The sequence below is a fragment of the Priestia sp. TRN 1309 genome (assembly GCF_050846875.1).
Taxonomy (GTDB): domain Bacteria; phylum Bacillota; class Bacilli; order Bacillales; family Bacillaceae_H; genus Priestia; species Priestia zanthoxyli.
In genome coordinates this window covers 470,935-486,926 of record NZ_JBOZGM010000001.1, presented here as the reverse complement: position 1 = coordinate 486,926, position 15,992 = coordinate 470,935, and the positions used below count along the sequence as shown (strand labels likewise).

Annotated in this window: 16 protein-coding genes and 1 riboswitch; of the genes, 3 read left to right on the top strand and 13 right to left on the bottom strand. The window is 38.9% G+C overall.

Annotation, left to right across the window (positions count from 1 at the left end; translation table 11 throughout):
• Positions 1-3: 3 nt before the first annotated feature.
• The gene (locus tag ACRPLQ_RS02465) at positions 4-258 is read right to left on the bottom strand and encodes a hypothetical protein (RefSeq protein WP_323873956.1); all 255 of its coding nucleotides are present in this window, start codon (positions 256-258) and stop codon (positions 4-6) included.
• A 117-nt stretch (positions 259-375) separates the two neighbouring features.
• On the opposite strand from ACRPLQ_RS02465, the gene ACRPLQ_RS02460 reads away from it, so the two are divergent.
• Complete coding sequence (locus ACRPLQ_RS02460; protein WP_028415113.1) at positions 376-1,437, top strand: DUF2515 family protein; 1,062 nt, start codon at positions 376-378, stop codon at positions 1,435-1,437.
• 58 nt (positions 1,438-1,495) lie between these two features.
• Here ACRPLQ_RS02460 and ACRPLQ_RS02455 read toward each other — a convergent pair whose 3' ends face one another.
• The 3 genes from ACRPLQ_RS02455 to ACRPLQ_RS02445 form a co-directional block, all read right to left on the bottom strand.
• Positions 1,496-1,666 (bottom strand): YozD family protein, encoded by a 171-nt coding sequence (locus tag ACRPLQ_RS02455; RefSeq protein WP_013058720.1) that lies wholly within the window; start codon positions 1,664-1,666, stop codon positions 1,496-1,498.
• Positions 1,667-1,931: 265 nt separating this feature from the next.
• Positions 1,932-2,618: a hypothetical protein gene (locus ACRPLQ_RS02450; RefSeq protein WP_013058721.1), complete on the bottom strand. Its 687-nt coding sequence runs from the start codon at positions 2,616-2,618 to the stop codon at positions 1,932-1,934.
• Positions 2,619-2,815: 197 nt separating this feature from the next.
• Positions 2,816-3,031, bottom strand: coding sequence for a YozE family protein (locus ACRPLQ_RS02445; protein WP_013058722.1), 216 nt, complete (start codon positions 3,029-3,031; stop codon positions 2,816-2,818).
• A gap of 408 nt (positions 3,032-3,439) precedes the next feature.
• Between ACRPLQ_RS02445 and ACRPLQ_RS02440 the strand changes: the two genes are divergently transcribed.
• The gene (locus ACRPLQ_RS02440; protein ID WP_013058723.1) at positions 3,440-4,477 is read left to right on the top strand and encodes an acyltransferase family protein; all 1,038 of its coding nucleotides are present in this window, start codon (positions 3,440-3,442) and stop codon (positions 4,475-4,477) included.
• 121 nt (positions 4,478-4,598) lie between these two features.
• Positions 4,599-5,444, top strand: a complete 846-nt coding sequence (gene dat / locus ACRPLQ_RS02435) for a D-amino-acid transaminase (RefSeq protein WP_028415114.1) — start codon at positions 4,599-4,601, stop codon at positions 5,442-5,444.
• A 35-nt stretch (positions 5,445-5,479) separates the two neighbouring features.
• Here the strand turns inward: dat and ACRPLQ_RS02430 are convergent, their stop codons facing one another.
• From ACRPLQ_RS02430 to ACRPLQ_RS02390, 9 genes are all read right to left on the bottom strand, one after another.
• Complete coding sequence (locus ACRPLQ_RS02430) at positions 5,480-5,758, bottom strand: YokU family protein (RefSeq protein WP_013058725.1); 279 nt, start codon at positions 5,756-5,758, stop codon at positions 5,480-5,482.
• 14 nt (positions 5,759-5,772) lie between these two features.
• Positions 5,773-7,185, bottom strand: coding sequence for a lysine 2,3-aminomutase (gene ablA / locus ACRPLQ_RS02425; RefSeq protein WP_432235655.1), 1,413 nt, complete (start codon positions 7,183-7,185; stop codon positions 5,773-5,775).
• A 67-nt stretch (positions 7,186-7,252) separates the two neighbouring features.
• The gene (ablB, locus tag ACRPLQ_RS02420; protein ID WP_028415116.1) at positions 7,253-8,101 is read right to left on the bottom strand and encodes a putative beta-lysine N-acetyltransferase; all 849 of its coding nucleotides are present in this window, start codon (positions 8,099-8,101) and stop codon (positions 7,253-7,255) included.
• A 26-nt stretch (positions 8,102-8,127) separates the two neighbouring features.
• Entirely contained in the window at positions 8,128-9,393 is a 1,266-nt protein-coding gene (locus ACRPLQ_RS02415) for a peptidase (protein ID WP_028415117.1), read from the bottom strand.
• 13 nt (positions 9,394-9,406) lie between these two features.
• Positions 9,407-10,069, bottom strand: a complete 663-nt coding sequence (locus ACRPLQ_RS02410) for a 3-oxoacid CoA-transferase subunit B (protein WP_028415118.1) — start codon at positions 10,067-10,069, stop codon at positions 9,407-9,409.
• A complete protein-coding gene (locus ACRPLQ_RS02405; protein WP_028415119.1) occupies positions 10,054-10,755 on the bottom strand; it encodes a CoA transferase subunit A in 702 nt (233 codons plus the stop codon). Before ACRPLQ_RS02405 ends, ACRPLQ_RS02410 begins: the two co-directional genes overlap by 16 nt.
• Positions 10,756-12,105, bottom strand: a complete 1,350-nt coding sequence (locus ACRPLQ_RS02400; RefSeq protein ID WP_098999605.1) for an aspartate aminotransferase family protein — start codon at positions 12,103-12,105, stop codon at positions 10,756-10,758. It lies immediately after the preceding gene.
• A 108-nt stretch (positions 12,106-12,213) separates the two neighbouring features.
• Positions 12,214-13,449 (bottom strand): dicarboxylate/amino acid:cation symporter, encoded by a 1,236-nt coding sequence (locus ACRPLQ_RS02395; RefSeq protein WP_057242995.1) that lies wholly within the window; start codon positions 13,447-13,449, stop codon positions 12,214-12,216.
• Between the two features lie 180 nt (positions 13,450-13,629).
• Positions 13,630-13,784, bottom strand: a riboswitch (cyclic di-AMP (ydaO/yuaA leader).
• Positions 13,785-14,386: 602 nt separating this feature from the next.
• Positions 14,387-15,856 carry an NAD(P)/FAD-dependent oxidoreductase gene (locus ACRPLQ_RS02390; protein ID WP_165636113.1) on the bottom strand — a complete coding sequence of 490 codons (1,470 nt, stop codon included), beginning with the start codon at positions 15,854-15,856 and terminating at the stop codon, positions 14,387-14,389.
• Between the last annotated feature and the right edge of the window lie 136 nt (positions 15,857-15,992).

The following is a 15,992-nucleotide window of genomic DNA, read 5'->3' as shown; positions in this document are numbered from 1 at the left end:
AAATCAACTTGAGAAAAAGCTTGAGAAGAAGCTTCCGCTTTTGCGTTTACGCTTGTAATGGTGATGACCATATTTTGAATGACTGTGGCTGTCATAATATTTGCTTCGTTTATAATCGCTACTGCTGCTATGGTGACGCGGACGTCTGTGATGATGATCACTGCTGCTGTAGTGGCGTGGACCTCGGTAGTGTCGATCACTGCTGCTGTAGCGGCGATGTTTAGATCCAGTTAATGATTCAAATATTTTTCTGAACATAAAGAAAACCTCTTTTCTTAACATTTGTTACCCTTTATACGTACGAAATGTTATAAAGGTTTCAAAAAGTCCCTTACCCTTTTTTAAAATAGTTAAACGTTTCAAAGGAGGCTTAACATGACTTCTACTGACACAAATCCCCTCATTAGATTGGAGGATGTTCTTCGTCTGCAGCAGATGATGCAGCACAAACCTCCTGCTATTCTCCCGCTCTCTTTTATTGGAGAAGATGTAAAATGGATTAAAGAAATTCGAAGAAAAGTAAAAAAAGCTAATCAAAACAATGTTACACGTACACAAGCTTATTTGGACTATTATCAAAAACACCCTGAAATTCACTGGGCTCTTTTAGCACACTTAGTTTCACGAAACGGCGGCTATTATATGACAGATCTCTCCACTACCTTAATAAAATCCCTGCTTTCATCAGAGAAACAGCACGCATACTTCTTGTTTTTAGAACATTCCAACTCAGCGATATTTCATGATGCTTACGCTCAGCTGTTACTCTATGAAAAAAGCAAAGAGCAAAACAGCAATCTGTTTCATTTACTCCCCGCCTTTCACATATCTTCTTTTATGAAAGCTGTTTGGAATGACTTTTGGCAGCACAGAAACAAAACGCTCTTATCAATAGCCCTGATTGTGAACGAACAGTATCATATCGAAAAAAATGTTCTCTTTAAAAAAGAGTTTCAGCGTGATGTTCTTAACTCTTGGCAGTTTCACACTCAAAATTTTCTCGGTATGACTCAAATCGTCTTTCCCTATTATTCAGGTAATAAAATTGATTTATGTGGAACGAAAGTCTACCATTTTGAGTCTGTGATAAGACGGATTGAAGTGGGAAAAACCCTATACGTTCTTCTTTTTTATTCAAACTTGCATGATGCTATTTATACCTTTAGCCTTAAACACCCTCATACAGGGTCTCGAAGCGATTATAATTCAGATATATTTACAAATGACAGAACTCATTCCAAAAAGCTCTATAGCCCGACTTTAACTATGAGCTGGGGAGACCGCGTACATCTTTTTTTAAGAAAAGAAGATTGGTTTGAAGACGAAAGCATATTTTCTCTTCTTGACTCTATTCCCGCTTCTTCAGTTAAAAAAATTCCCCTTCAGCATCATATAAAAGTGCAATCCGCTATAAAAGCTGCTAATCCTTTTTCATAACCGCTGTCTCATAAACAAAACGACGAGTTTCCCCGTCGTTACAGATGTATCTATCTTTTTATTCTTCATCTTGCTCATCAATAATACATTTATCAATGAGATAATCAAAAGTTATATCCGCTAATTCGCCTAGCTCTTCTTCAGCGGGAACATAGCCTCGCTTGACTAGTTCATTGTAAAAGAACTCCGCAATTTCTTCCGTATCAATGACCACTTCGATTTCTTTCACAATATCACTCCTTATCCCGTTTGAACGGATTAGCGTACCTTATTTTTCTTAAAAATAGGTTCACTCCATCTTCTGCTTGAAGTTTTACCTTATACACATTTATGAACAATTTGGCAATAGTATGTCTAAAATTTCAGCAGTTTAAATAGAAAGGTAATTATACCCATTCTTTTTTCATTACCATCGCCGTATACACAATAAAAGATAGCTAAGAGAGATGTGATGATCTATCTCGGCTATCTTTTATTTATTAGGCATCTACCTGCTATTTTCCTTGTTCGGATTTTGCTATCTTTTTTAAATGTTTCAGCACTAAGTTCATGACTTCAGCGTATTCTTCATCTTCAAAAAGCTCATACAAAAATTTATAATCATTGTACACATCTAAAAGACCGTTTATAATCTCATGCTTTTCTTTAGTTAACCTCACTTCTTCTTTTTCAGAACCGTTTTGTTTTTTCATCTTTGGTAGCAACTCCGTCTTTTTAATTTCTTTACCTAAATACAACATATCAACACTTTGAGCGTAATTTTCTGTTTCCTCATGAGGAGTTACGAGAATGAGTTCTTCTTCACTAGCCTCAAGCCATTCTCCATCTGTTACACGTGACAATTCATAGACAATATCTTCCCATGAATCCTCTTTATAACGCCATATTTCTGTTCGAATACCAATGATTTTAAATAACTCTTTTCCATAATTAAAAACCTGGACGATATCGCCGAAGAAAAATTTATATTCAAGCTCTACTCTTTCCTGTACTAATATTTGACCTTCATATTCTTCTAGAAGCTCAATTGTATCTTCTAAAAAAAGACCTTCACTATGGTTGATTTCGTATACAAAAATCCCATCCATCACTTTTATATCGGTAATAGTGCCAACGGTCCCGTATATTGTTACAACGACTGTTTCACCAATTCCGTATTTAGGTTTTTTCTTCCCTGCCATCGTCGCACCTCCTTAGTAAACATACACCTACTGAAAAGTTACAATATTATATGCAGTAACTAAAAAAGGGGAAGTATAACATCTTTAGAACCAAGCCTTTATTATCTATTGCCCTCTATCATTTTTTTCTGCTTATTGTACAGGCTAAGGAAAATAAAAAGATCCGAACGATTCATCGTTCGGATCTTTTTATTTTCTCACGCATTATTTTGATAAAGCTCCCATGCTTCATCAAATACGGTCATACTTGATAAATAATGTCCGTTGAGCTCTAAATAAGAACTCAGTTCGTCATAGTCTGTTGAAGATTTCGGGAAGCTGTGATCATCATAAGCACTTCGCGCAAACTCTCCCATTCGATCATGTTTTTTATTTGATCGGAATTTCATTATATAGTGATAAAAGGATTTCATCGTACTCCCCCTCCAGCGGTATGTGTATCTTTTCTATCATTTTTTCAAGAAATCTACAACTTTCTTCTGTGATATGTAGATGTCGAACACTGCAATATGAGTGTTTTACTGGACAAAAAATATTAAATTCATGTTACAGTTGCAAAACAAATTTCACTATTAGCGTAACGAATAAATATTGTTATATCAATATTTTTCTTTTTTCAAAAAGACATTTGTAACAAAAACACATCGTTTTTATAACAAAAGCGTTGATTCGACAGGTTTCTCAAGCCTTTATGTAATTGCAAAAAAGAAGAATTCATGTTTTAATTCCGTAGTGAAAGGTTATTCTAACAATAATCGCCATTTAAATAAATCTTGTTGGTGGGAGGTTTACATCAGCATATGTTGAGGAAAAATAATACTATGAATACTCGAAATGCTTACTTTGATAATGCTAAATTCGTATTAATTTTTTTAGTTGTATTTGGGCACATGATTTCTCCGTACCGAACAGATAGCAGCGGAATGCTGTCCATTTATCACTTTATCTTTATTTTCCATATGCCTGTCTTTATTTTACTAGCAGGTTATTTCTCGAAAAATTTCCATAAAAAAGGATATTACAAAAAAATATTTACAAAGGTGGCTCTTCCTTACTTAGCTTTCCAAACGATCTATACTCTTTATTATAGTGTGCTTTATACAGATGAAACGTACACGCTTCAATATTTGGTTCCTAGATGGGCAATGTGGTTTCTACTGAGCTTAATTTTTTGGAAATTAATGCTTCCTTTCTTTGCAAAATTCCCAATGTGGATTAGCTTAACTGTCTCTATTTCGCTTGGACTTGCAATGGGCTTCATTGATATTGACGGATTTGATAAAATTCTAAGCATTAGCAGAATGTTTGTCTTCTTCCCGTTTTTCCTTTTAGGCTACTATTTGTCACAGCGACAAGAGCCTTTTACAAATCTTTTGACAGCGCGAAATCGAATCATTGCATCCATCGTATTACTAGTTACATTAATTGGAAGCTATTCTTTCTTAGACGACACGGCTTACACAGATATGCTGTATGGAACGAACACGTACGACAATGTGGCCGAATTTTTAATGCGCGTTTCTCACTATGGAATTGCTTTTCTTGTATCTTTTGCCTTTATGGCTTTAATTCCAACGCGCGGTTTTGCTTTAACAAGCATTGGACAGCGATCACTATACGTGTATTTATTGCACGGCTTCATTTTAAAATGGTTCTTTACAACTGACTTCTCAAAAAGTCTAGAGCCAACATCATGGGGTATTATCGTCTTAATCGCACTGTCCATTTTAGTAACGATGCTTCTTGGCAGCCGTATTGTCGATTGGTTCATCACCGGTACCAAGCTCATCGTTCAGTTTGTTACACCTAAAAAAGCCATTCAGAAATTTTCATTAGCATTCAAACGTACGTTTTCATAAAAGTCATACTCCTTTAGGAGTATGACTTTTTTCATTTTCTTTAGAGAAACCAAGTAAATAATTTCATTTTGCTGAATTTTATGTTAACGTTTTAATATCTAAAGGAAGGGAGTTTTTCAAGATGGAATTAGCATATTATGCTGGAGAGTTTAGAGATATTAACGAGGCTGTTATTCCAATTGATGAACGCGGTCACCAGTTTGGAGACGGTGTTTATGAATTTATTCGTGTATACAAAGGAGTTCCGTTTTCGATTGAACGTCACTTAGACCGCTTAGAAAGAAGTGCAAAGGCAATCTTTATTGAACTGCCGGTTTCAAGACAGGAACTAAAGGACATCATTCGTCAAGGAATGGAAAAATCAACGTTAAAAGACGCTGATATTTATATTCAAGTTACGCGCGGGATTGCTCCTCGAAATCATTTATTTCCTGATGTACCTGCACAATTAGCACTCACAATACGCCATCCTCGCCAAACACCTGAAGAAGCCTATGAAAAAGGCATTTCCACTCTTCTATTGGAAGACGAACGATGGGCTAATTGCTATATCAAATCATTGAACCTACTTCCTAACCTTCTGGCCAAACAAGCTGCGGCTTCTAAAGGGTGCAAAGAAGCTATTTTAGTAAAAGACGGATACATAACCGAAGGGTCGAGCAGCAATGTATTTGCGATAAAAGACAACGTCTTGTTCACGACTCCTGCCACAAGAAAAATTCTATCCGGTATTACGCGCGCTAACGTACTGGAATGTGCGCAGGAACAAGCCATTCAAATCCGAGAACAAAATATGACTCCTTCCTTTTTAAAAGACGCTGATGAAGTTTTTATTACGAGCACGTCCGTTGGTCTTTTGCCCGTTTCGAAAATAGACGAAGTCGAACTTCCAACTGTTCGTCCTGTTACAGTAGCTTTAAAGCACGCATACAGCCTACGTACTGCTGGAACAAAGGCTTATCAATAAGAAAATCCGCCCCTTACAAAATAAGGGGCGGATTTTTAGAATTTAAAGTAGTTGCGCTTTAATAATCTTGGCACTTTTAATAGCTCATCATACCGAATGGATTCATCAAGTTTTTTTGTATCGACAAGAAGCAGCTGTGTTTCCACTTCTTCTATGATCTCTTCTTCTTGATATGACATCCCGCAACCTGAACAGCTGATACATGGCATATGAGTAATTTCGATACTTCTCGTTCCATCTGGCAATTCCCAGTATGCGGTATTGGTTGTTTCTACCGCTTTTTCTTCTTCGCACCATGCGCATTGAACAGTCATATTACAGGACCTCCTTAAGATGATGGAGCATCGTCGCTTTTACCGTCTTTTTTCAATTGAGCTTTAAACTTTTTATCTTTTAATTCATCTCTTTTTTCACGTTTGTCTTTTAGGCTTTCGTGAGCACTGTCACTTTCATATGTTTTACGTCTTTTTACTCTCCCTAACCCTTCCGGTACAAGGTTGAATTGAGCATCATTCATAAGACCCGAGATGCCGATGGAAGAATCTTTAGCATCCGATTCTGGATAAACAGCTCGAAAATAATCATCTGCACGCCCAGGCACATAGCTTTCTGGCTCCGGATACGTCGTAATCACGCCTTCAAAGTTTCGCAGAACAACTTTACTTGCGCTTTGACTAATAATATAGTTTGGTTGAACGGCAATCTTTCCTCCACCTCCTAGCGCATCAATAACAAACGTTGGAACAGCATAGCCAGACGTATGACCTCGCAGCCCTTCCATAATTTCAAGCCCTTTGGAAACAGGTGCGCGGAAATGCCCAATTCCTTCTGATAAATCACATTGATAAATATAGTAAGGACGAACGCGTATTTTTACTAAATCGTGCATAAGCTTTTTCATGATAGCTACGCTGTCATTAATCCCAGCTAAAATAACCGCTTGATTGCCAACTGGAACGCCTGCATCGACAAGCATTTCACATGCTTTTTTTGTCTCTTCCGTAATTTCAATGGATGTATTAAAGTGAGTATTTAACCACACTGGATGATATTTTCTTAAAATGGCACATAAATTTTCCGTTATTCGCTGGGGAAACACAACGGGTGCTCTGGTGCCAATTCGAATAATTTCCACGTGGGGAATAGCTCTTAAATTTTTCAAAATATATTCTAAAATGTTGTCATTAATCAGCAAGCCATCACCGCCTGAAATGAGTACATCTCGCACTTCAGGTGTTTTGGCGATATAAGCAATCGCAGCATCTAACTGTTTTTTTGGAACGCCCATTCCAATTTGTCCTGAAAACCTTCTTCGAGTGCAGTATCTGCAGTACATGGAGCATTGATTGGTAACTAAGAACAAAACGCGATCCGGATAGCGATGAGTCAATCCTGGCACTGGAGAATCTTCGTCTTCATCTAGCGGATCTTCTAGATCGTATTTTGTTTTATGAAGTTCTTGGCCAACCGGAACAGACTGCATACGGACGGGGCAGCGAGGATCATCTGGATTCATTAAAGATGCATAGTAAGGCGTAATATTAAGCGGAATGGTTTTGGTTGAAATGCGCACTCCTTCTTCTTCTTCAGGAGTTAAATTAATGACTTTTTTTAAATCATCTAGCGTTCGAATTGTGTTTGTTAATTGCCAAATCCAATCGTTCCACTTTTCCTCGGGCACATCTTTCCATAATTCGATATCTTTCCAATGTCGGGACGGCTTATATAAATCATATAACATACAATCGCTCCTTTATGAAGATTTACTATTGTTATATGTTACAGCCCATAAATTGGTTAATTATTTCTCATCCTTTACTTTTTGATAGATCCTTCACCCATACGTTCATATCTTCTAACGATTTATAAATGTAACAATTATTCGTTAACCGTCCCGTATAGGTATACCCAAGCTGATGAAAAGCGGCATTCATCCCAAATGAAAGCGCTCTCGCTATTGTGTATGCACAAAAAATATGCCTCTGTTTTAGCTCCGCCTCTAGTGCGCTTAATAAATGCTTCATGAATCCATACTTTCGGTAAGCAGGGAGAGTCGCACAATCCGTTAGTTCAGCATTGTGATAGACATAGTCAATTTCAGCAGAAGCAGCGCTAACGATATCGTTCTTGTCAACGATGATATAAAACAAATTATCTTCTTGAAGCAAACTAAAGAGATACTCTTCTTCATAGAGGGGAGTCGGATACACTGTGAAGATTTGACGGTAGAGCTGAGAAAGTTGTTTGGCGTCAGATGAAATGGCTCGGCGCATGATCAGTTGATTCGATAAAGGAGAATAATCAGATGTCGGCAAATTCAAAACATCTTGAAGCAGCTCTGTTTCTTTTAACGTCTCCCCGCTGTCTCGGCGGGATTGAGACGTATAGTAGCATAAAAGATACGCGTCGCTTCCGTTAAAATAGTAGGGAACAGTTGCTTCTAAAGAAAATCCCAAGCTCATCCAGTCCAACAGATGTTCGGCACGTGCTTTTATAATCCACTTTTCGTACGTTGCCTTATCCATTTCTTTATATATATAGCTGTAAATATCGTTCACATTTCCCCGGTAATCATCCATTCTCAGACGCTTGTTACATTCATCTAAAAAAAGAGTCATAGCAAAGGTTGGTTGACAAATAGTTTCTTGTTTCGCCATTTGTTTGTATCCTCTCCCTTTTTAGCTTAGTCCGCAATACTGCACCAGTCTGCTACGGTGAGCGCAATAATTTCTGCTGCATCAAGCATCGTTTGAATACAAATATACTCATTTGGAAAGTGGGCTACTTCTGTTACTCCTGGTCCAAACACAACTGTTGGAATATCTCCAACTTGTGACAATATCCCTCCGTCCGTTCCCCAAGGAGATGCTTCAATGATCGGCTGTTTCTGTTTCACATGATAAAAAGAGGACGAAAGAGAGGTCATAAGCGGATGCTCTAATTCAATTTCACCAGGAAGCCAGTGGGCCCCAAACCATTCCAAGTCGACAGGATGCTCAGCAAACCACTCATCACACTGAGGCAAAAGTTCAAGCCACGATTTCATTTCCGCTCTGACATTTTTCATTTTTTCATGCGGAGCAACTCCTATCCTGCCTTCTAATACTACTTGATCAGCAACTGAAGAAGGCCACGTTCCTCCTTGTATATTTCCGATATTAATGGGCACGGGAATGGGAATTTTATTATAGAGCGGGTCTGTAATTCGGCTGTTTCTCTCTTTTTCAAGACCCTCAATATGTTTAAGCACAACAGCTGCTTTTTCAATGGCACTCACGCCTTCATACCGAGTCCCTCCATGTGCTGCTACTCCATGTACGGTCACGCGAAACCACATCGAGCCTTGTTGTTTAGGAAAGATCTTCATGTTGGTTGGTTCTGGAATAATGGCACCATCTGCTTTATACCCTCTAAGCACGCAGGAAAGTGTTCCTGCCCCTCCGCTTTCCTCTTCTACTACGCTTTGAAAAATAACATCTCCTTTTAATGAAATACCTAGCTCTTTTAATGCTTGAATCGCTAAAAGTAACGACACATTTCCTCCTTTCATATCCGTTGCACCGCGCCCATATAAGTTTCCATCTTTTACAACGGCCGTATAAGGGTCTTCCTTCCACTGTGAAAGATCGCCGGGAGGCACAACATCAATATGTCCGTTTAAAATGATGGATTTTCCCCCACCTTTTCCTTTTAACACGCCTACCACATTCGGGCTATCTCGGAAACTAGAACGGTTGGAGGCAAAAGCTTCATGGGTACGAAGTGTTTTTTCGTCTGGTTCCCATATATCAATATCTAACTGCAGCTGTCGAAGGCGTTCAATGACAATTGCCTGCGCATGCTTTTCAGAACCCTGTACGCTTGCTTCTTCTACGAAACGCTTGAGTAAACGCACTGCACTTTGACGATGCTCTGTCATCCAGTTATGAATAGATTGCTGTATGTTCATGTAATGGTCCTCCTTATCGTATCGTAATCAATTGATCACTCAGGCGAACTGTCGCTTCTGTTGAACTCAAAATATCCTCTACGGTATAAGGAGACATTAACTCGGTTAGAAGAAGCGCATCTTTTTCTACTTTAAAAACCGCCCGATCCGTAATAACTAATCCCACGCAGCCCGAAGCAGTAAGAGGTAAAGAGCATGTCTTGACCAGTTTTGGTTCTCCTGTCTTGCTCGTATGATTCATTAGCACAATGACTTTTTTCGCTTTTTGAGCTAATTCCATCGCTCCTCCCATCCCAGGAACTCGCTTACCTGGCACAATCCAATTAGCTAAATCCCCTTTTTCACTCACTTCTAACGCACCAAGAATGGTCATATCGACGTATCCTTTTCGAATCATCGCGAAGGCTGTAGCACTATCACAGTATGAAGCCCCTTGAACAGTAGTTGTTGGATAGCCTGCTGCATTGCAGACATTCTCATCTTCTTCACCTAAAGGAGGCGAAGATCCTAACCCTAAAATTCCGTTTTCAGCATGAAACATCACATGAACAGCGCTTGGTACATAATTAGGAATAAGAGAAGGAATGCCAATCCCTAAGTTAACAATCATGCCGTTTTTGATTTCAGCCGCAGCACGTCTTGCAATACGATGACGAATATCTATTCCCAAACCCATTTCCAATTCACTCCTTTTGAAGGCACAATATAATCCACAAATACGCCTGACGTCATCACATTCTCTGGGTCAATGTCGCCAAGAGGAACGATTTCCTCCACTTCAGCAATAGTTATACGACCTGCCATAGCCATTAATGGATTAGTGTTTCGAGCGCTTTTATCATAGAGCAAGTTGCCGAATGGATCTGCTTTTTTTGCATATACAAAAGCCACGTCGGCTGTGAGCGGTTTTTCAACTAAAAATGTCTTGCCGTCTACTTCCACTTTTTCTTTTCCAAATTGAATAATGTCATTTTCTATTCCTACATCAATCAGTACTCCTCCAAGTCCAACTCCCCCCGCTCGAATCCGTTCAGCAAGCGTTCCTTGAGGAGAAAACTCAACTTTCAGCTTTTCTTCTGTCATCAGCGTTCCAGCCACGGGATTCGATCCAATGTGAGAAGCGATCAGTTTTTGAATTCTTCCTTGACTTACTAATTTTCCCGCACCAATATGAGGAAAGCCTGAATCATTACATATCAGTGTGAAATTTGATTTTTCGCTTTCAATAAGGCCGTCAATGAGAGAAGGCGGACTGCCTACGCCTCCAAACCCTCCTATCATCAGCGTAGCAGCATGATCCACGTATTCAATTGCTTGTTCCACAGTTGTAATCTTTTGAAATGAGTTTTCGACCTTTGTCACTTATTTCACCTCATTTCCCTGTTTTTCATTTTGTACTTCATACAATGTTTTCGAAAGCAACACGACCGCTTCATCAAGTTGGCGATGAGTAATCGTAAATGGCGGCGCAATAATAATACCGTCTCCTTCTACTCCATCTGTTCCTGCTTGTGAAGGATAAAGGAGAAGACCATTTTTATGGGCTTTACTTATTACGCGCGCCGTCATATTTTCGGAGGATGAAAAAGGCTCCTTCGTTTTTGGATTTTGTACAAGCTCAAGACCAACTAGTAAGCCTTTGCCACGAATATCACCAATGATAGGGTAAAGAAGTTGAAGCTCCTTCAATTTTTTTACTAAATAGGCTCCTTTCAGCGCTACTTGTTGAACAAGATCGTTCTTTTCAATATAGGCTAAGACAGCTAGCCCTACAGCCGCTGACAGCGGATTAGCGCTTAGCGTATGGCCGCTCATAATTAATTTGGATCCGTTCATGATAGGTTCAATCGTTTTGCTGCTAGCTAACGTAACGGCTATCGGTGTATATCCTGCTCCCACTCCTTTTCCAAGCGTCATGATGTCTGGTTTAGCTCCCCAGTGCTCATATGCAAACATCACGCCTGTACGCCCAACTCCAGTCATGACTTCATCGGCTATCCATAACACATCATATTTATCACAAATTTCTCTTATCACTTCATAATAACCGGGTGGAGGTGTAAGAGCTGCTCCGGCAGCTCCTACAATGGGCTCTGTAATAAAAGCAGCAATATGTTCAGGGCCGGTTCGTTTGATAACTGTTTCCAATTCGTGTGCACAAGCAAGATTACAGGATGGATAGGTTTGATGAAACGGACATCGATAGCAATAAGGAGGTGAAACCGAAGGATAATCTTCAAGCAAAGACGAGAAACGTTTTCGTCTTCCAACGTGCCCTGACATAGACAGCGCTCCTATTGTAATACCGTGATAGCTCATCCAGCGTGACAAAACCTTTGTTTTGGTTGGCTTTCCTTGCTCTTGAAAATGCTGAATGGCTGTTTTCATAGCCGTTTCAGTCGCTTCTGTCCCGCTGTTAACAAAAAAGCTCCACTGGAAATGATTGCTGCTTAATTCACATAGTTTCTTAGCTAAGGCTTCCGTCGGATCGCTTGTAAACTGCGACCGATATACAAACGCAACTTTCTGTGCCTGATCCGTCATCGCATCAATAATTTCTTTTACGCCGTGTCCGATACTTGCTGTAACTGCCCCTGACGAAGCATCTATGTACTTTTTTCCATCTTGGTCGTACAAATAAATTCCTTTTCCATATGAAATAACTGGGTAGTCGTCGTCGAGCAGCGGCTTTATCACATGGGTCTTATTCATTTCCGCACTCTCCTTTCAAACACATACTCTTATTAAACTGTATGCTGAAAAGAAGAGTTTCTTGCCAATAAAAAAAGCCCTAGCATATAGCTAGAGCTTTTACATTTATTAAGCCGATTGCGTTACAGATTTATCGATACGCTTTGCTTCTGACTCAGCCACAATAACGGCACACGCAGCGTCTCCCGTAATATTTACAGATGTACGAAGCATATCAAGCAAGCGATCAATCCCGATAATCAATCCGATACCTGCTACAGGCAGGCCAACCGAACTCAATACCATCGCTAGCATAATGAGACCAACTCCCGGCACGCCTGCTGTACCAATACTAGCAAGCACCGCTGTTAATACAACCGTCACAAGAGCACCCAGCGACAGGTCAACGCCGTATACTTGCGCAATAAAAATAGTCGCGACACCTTGCATAATTGCTGTTCCATCCATGTTAATGGTAGCACCTAACGGCTGAACAAAACTGCTGATGGACTCCGGGACACGAAGATTTTTTTGAGCCACATTCATTGAAATCGGAAGCGTTGCACTACTGCTTGATGTACTGAATCCAACTGTCATCGCAGGAGCAAAACCTTTAAAAAATTCAATAGGGTTACGTCTGGCCATAAGAGCGACTGACCCCCCATATGTTACAATCGAATGGATGAACAGTGCGAGCACGACTACAATCATGTAAAGCCCCATCGCTTTAATTGCCTGCCAGCCTTGACTTCCAACCGCTGTTGCAAGAAGCCCAAATGTTCCGTAAGGAGCAAACTTCATCACTAGATTTACAAGGTACATCATCAATTCATTGCCTTGCTCGAGTAAATTATAAAGCCCTTTGGTTTTACTTCCAAGCATCGTAATACCAAAACCGATAAAGATAGAGAAAACGATAAGTTGAAGCATATTCCCTTCAGCCATCGCTTGGATTGGATTGACTGGAATCATATTTAAGAATGTCTCTCCAACCGGCGGTGCTTTTTCAGCTTCAAAAGAAGCGTTTTTTGTATCAAAAGATCCAAATGTTCCTGGTTTAATAACAAACGCTAATAATAAACCAATTACAATAGCAACGGTTGTTGTCACTAGGAAGTACGAAACTGTTTTTGCCCCGATTCTTCCCAGTTTTTTAGGATCTCCTAAACCTGCTACGCCTAACGTGATAGAGAAAAACACAATTGGTACAACAAGCATTTTAATTAAGCTTAAGAAAATTTGCCCAAGCGGCGTAAACAAGTACTTGTCCAGCGGAGCAAAAGCACTTGGAGCAAAAGCATTAATCAACACTCCTACAACAGCACCAGCAATTAGCGCGATAATGATCTTTGTCGATAGCTTCATAGATTTACCTCCCATAAATAAATTATATTAGAATGATTCTAACTACTATACTTATTTTACCATGCATTGAGGGTGATAACACTCAAAATATACAATATATTAAAAATTTTCAGATTAATAGTTTAGGAATATTTTTAGCTATACAAAAAACCATGAGAATATCATGGTTTCATAGACCTGTTATTCCCTCACTGAATGCTTACGGAGTTAGCTGTCGGATTCGGGTACGTGAGTTACCCTACTTGATTCATTCAAGATTCACCCCAAGTACATTACGCACAAATATGGGTCCTCCGTTCTCTTATAAAACAAAAGAGATTAAGCAAATAATTTTCTTTAATATTTTTGCATGATAATAATTGTTACTTTAATTAAAATTCATTTTATGTATTCCTGTCAAGTTTTTATTCAAAAATAATGCATGATTTTATCGTAAAAAGTTGAGAATTGTTATATTTTAAAATATTTACACCATATTTCAATAAACCAAAAACACCTATTTAACAAGACTTACAATCTAATGAATAAAAAATTAATTCAAAAAATAGTTTATAAAGTGAACTTTCTTCTCATTAATATCATTCATAAATATGTATAATTATTCTAATATCCATGTACTTTACTGCTTCCATAAATATTTTACTTATCAAAAAAATAACTCTTTCCAACTGTTGATTTTATCCTTGTACTGCTTGATATACACTCCCTAAAATTTCACTGACTTTATTGATGCGAAGAAATCGACATTATCAATTCCCCTTATTCTACTTAATTCTGCTCAAGATAGAAGTATAGATTTCCTACTATCTTTTAAAAAAGGAGCGGGTAATTATCGTATAAAACTATCGGAGTTGGAGCGGTACAAGTTCTTTACTTTTTACTTATTCCCTCTCGTTATTTAACCCATAAAAAAAAGAGGCCGTGACGGCCTCTTTTTTTATACAGTAACAGGTTCAGAACTTGCTTTACGATTCTTTAATTTTTCAACAATGTCACGCGCTACCCACACACCACACGCACTTGCCTGCGCGAGTCCTCGCGTAATACCAGCTCCGTCTCCTCCCACGTATAAACCGGAAATTTCAGTTTCAAACTTATCGTTTAACTTCGGACGGGCGGAGTAAAATTTCGCTTCCACACCGTAAAACAGCGTATGTTCAGATGCTAACCCAGGCGTTACATGATCCAGTGCTTCTGTCATTTCAATTAAGCTTTTCATTGTATTGTATGGAAGCACTAAACCCAAATCACCAGGGACAGCTTCTTTTAACGTTGGTTCTAAAAAGCCTTCTTTAATTCGATTCGCTGTTGAACGGCGCCCCTTTAAAATATCTCCATACTTTTGAACAACTAAGCCTCCGTTTGACAGCATATTAGCTAATCTTGATACTTCGTGCGCATATTCGTTCGGCTGATCAAATGGATCCGAAAATTTATGAGAAACAAGCAGCGCAAAGTTCGTATTTTGACTTCCAAGCTTCGGATCTTTGTATGCGTGTCCATTTGCTAACATAATCCCTGAATGATTCTCTACTACCACATGCCCTGAAGGATTGCTGCAGAACGTTCTGACTCTTGTACCTACAGACGTATTGTAAATAAATTTCCCTTCGTACAAGTGCTTGTTGATTTCTTCCATAACAACGTTAGATGTTTCTACTCGAACACCGATGTCTACTTGATTGTTAATCATTTTCAAACGGCGTTTTTTTAGTAAGTCGCTCATCCACTTCGAGCCGTCTCGACCTGGTGAAACCACGACTTTATCAGCCGTAATTCTGTCACCATTCTTCAATTCAATACCGCGCACGATATGCTGACCATCTTCTTTTTCTGTTATTAAATCGGCTACTTCCGTTTTATACTGCATATCAATTTTTTCTTTTAAGTATTCATAAATGCTTTTTAAAATTTCTAAATTTTGCTCTGTTCCTAAATGACGCACTTGGGCACGCAATAGCTTTAATCCTGCTGCGTATCCGCGTTTTTCAATTTCACGAACTTTATCAGTTAACGGATCCGTAATCGTATCGGTTGCTCCGTGTTTTAAATTAATTTCATCCACGTATTTAATTAAATCTACCACCTGTGATTCAGACAGATAATCCGTCATCCAGCCTCCAAATTCACTGGTGATATTAAACTTCCCATCTGAATATGCGCCGGCTCCACCGAAACCATTTGTGATAGAACAAGCAGGCAAACAGCCAGCAAACTCTTTTCTGCCAACTGCAGGGGGACATTTTTCAATTTTTTTCTGAAGAATCGGACAATTACGTCGATAGATATCGTGTCCTTTATCGATTAATAAAATAGTTGCTTCCGGTAATTTTAACGTTAGCTCATAGCAAGTAAAAATTCCAGCGGGTCCTGCCCCTACCACAATAACATCATATTTTGAGTTCATTGTACATTCTCCCATCATCTTTTTTCTTTGGGTAAAAGATAAAAGTTATTGACCGAATTTTCTTTTTTTATTATCATTCGGTTATTTTCTAGCCATTTGATAATATATCAAAAACAAACCCTTTAGTCAACAATAT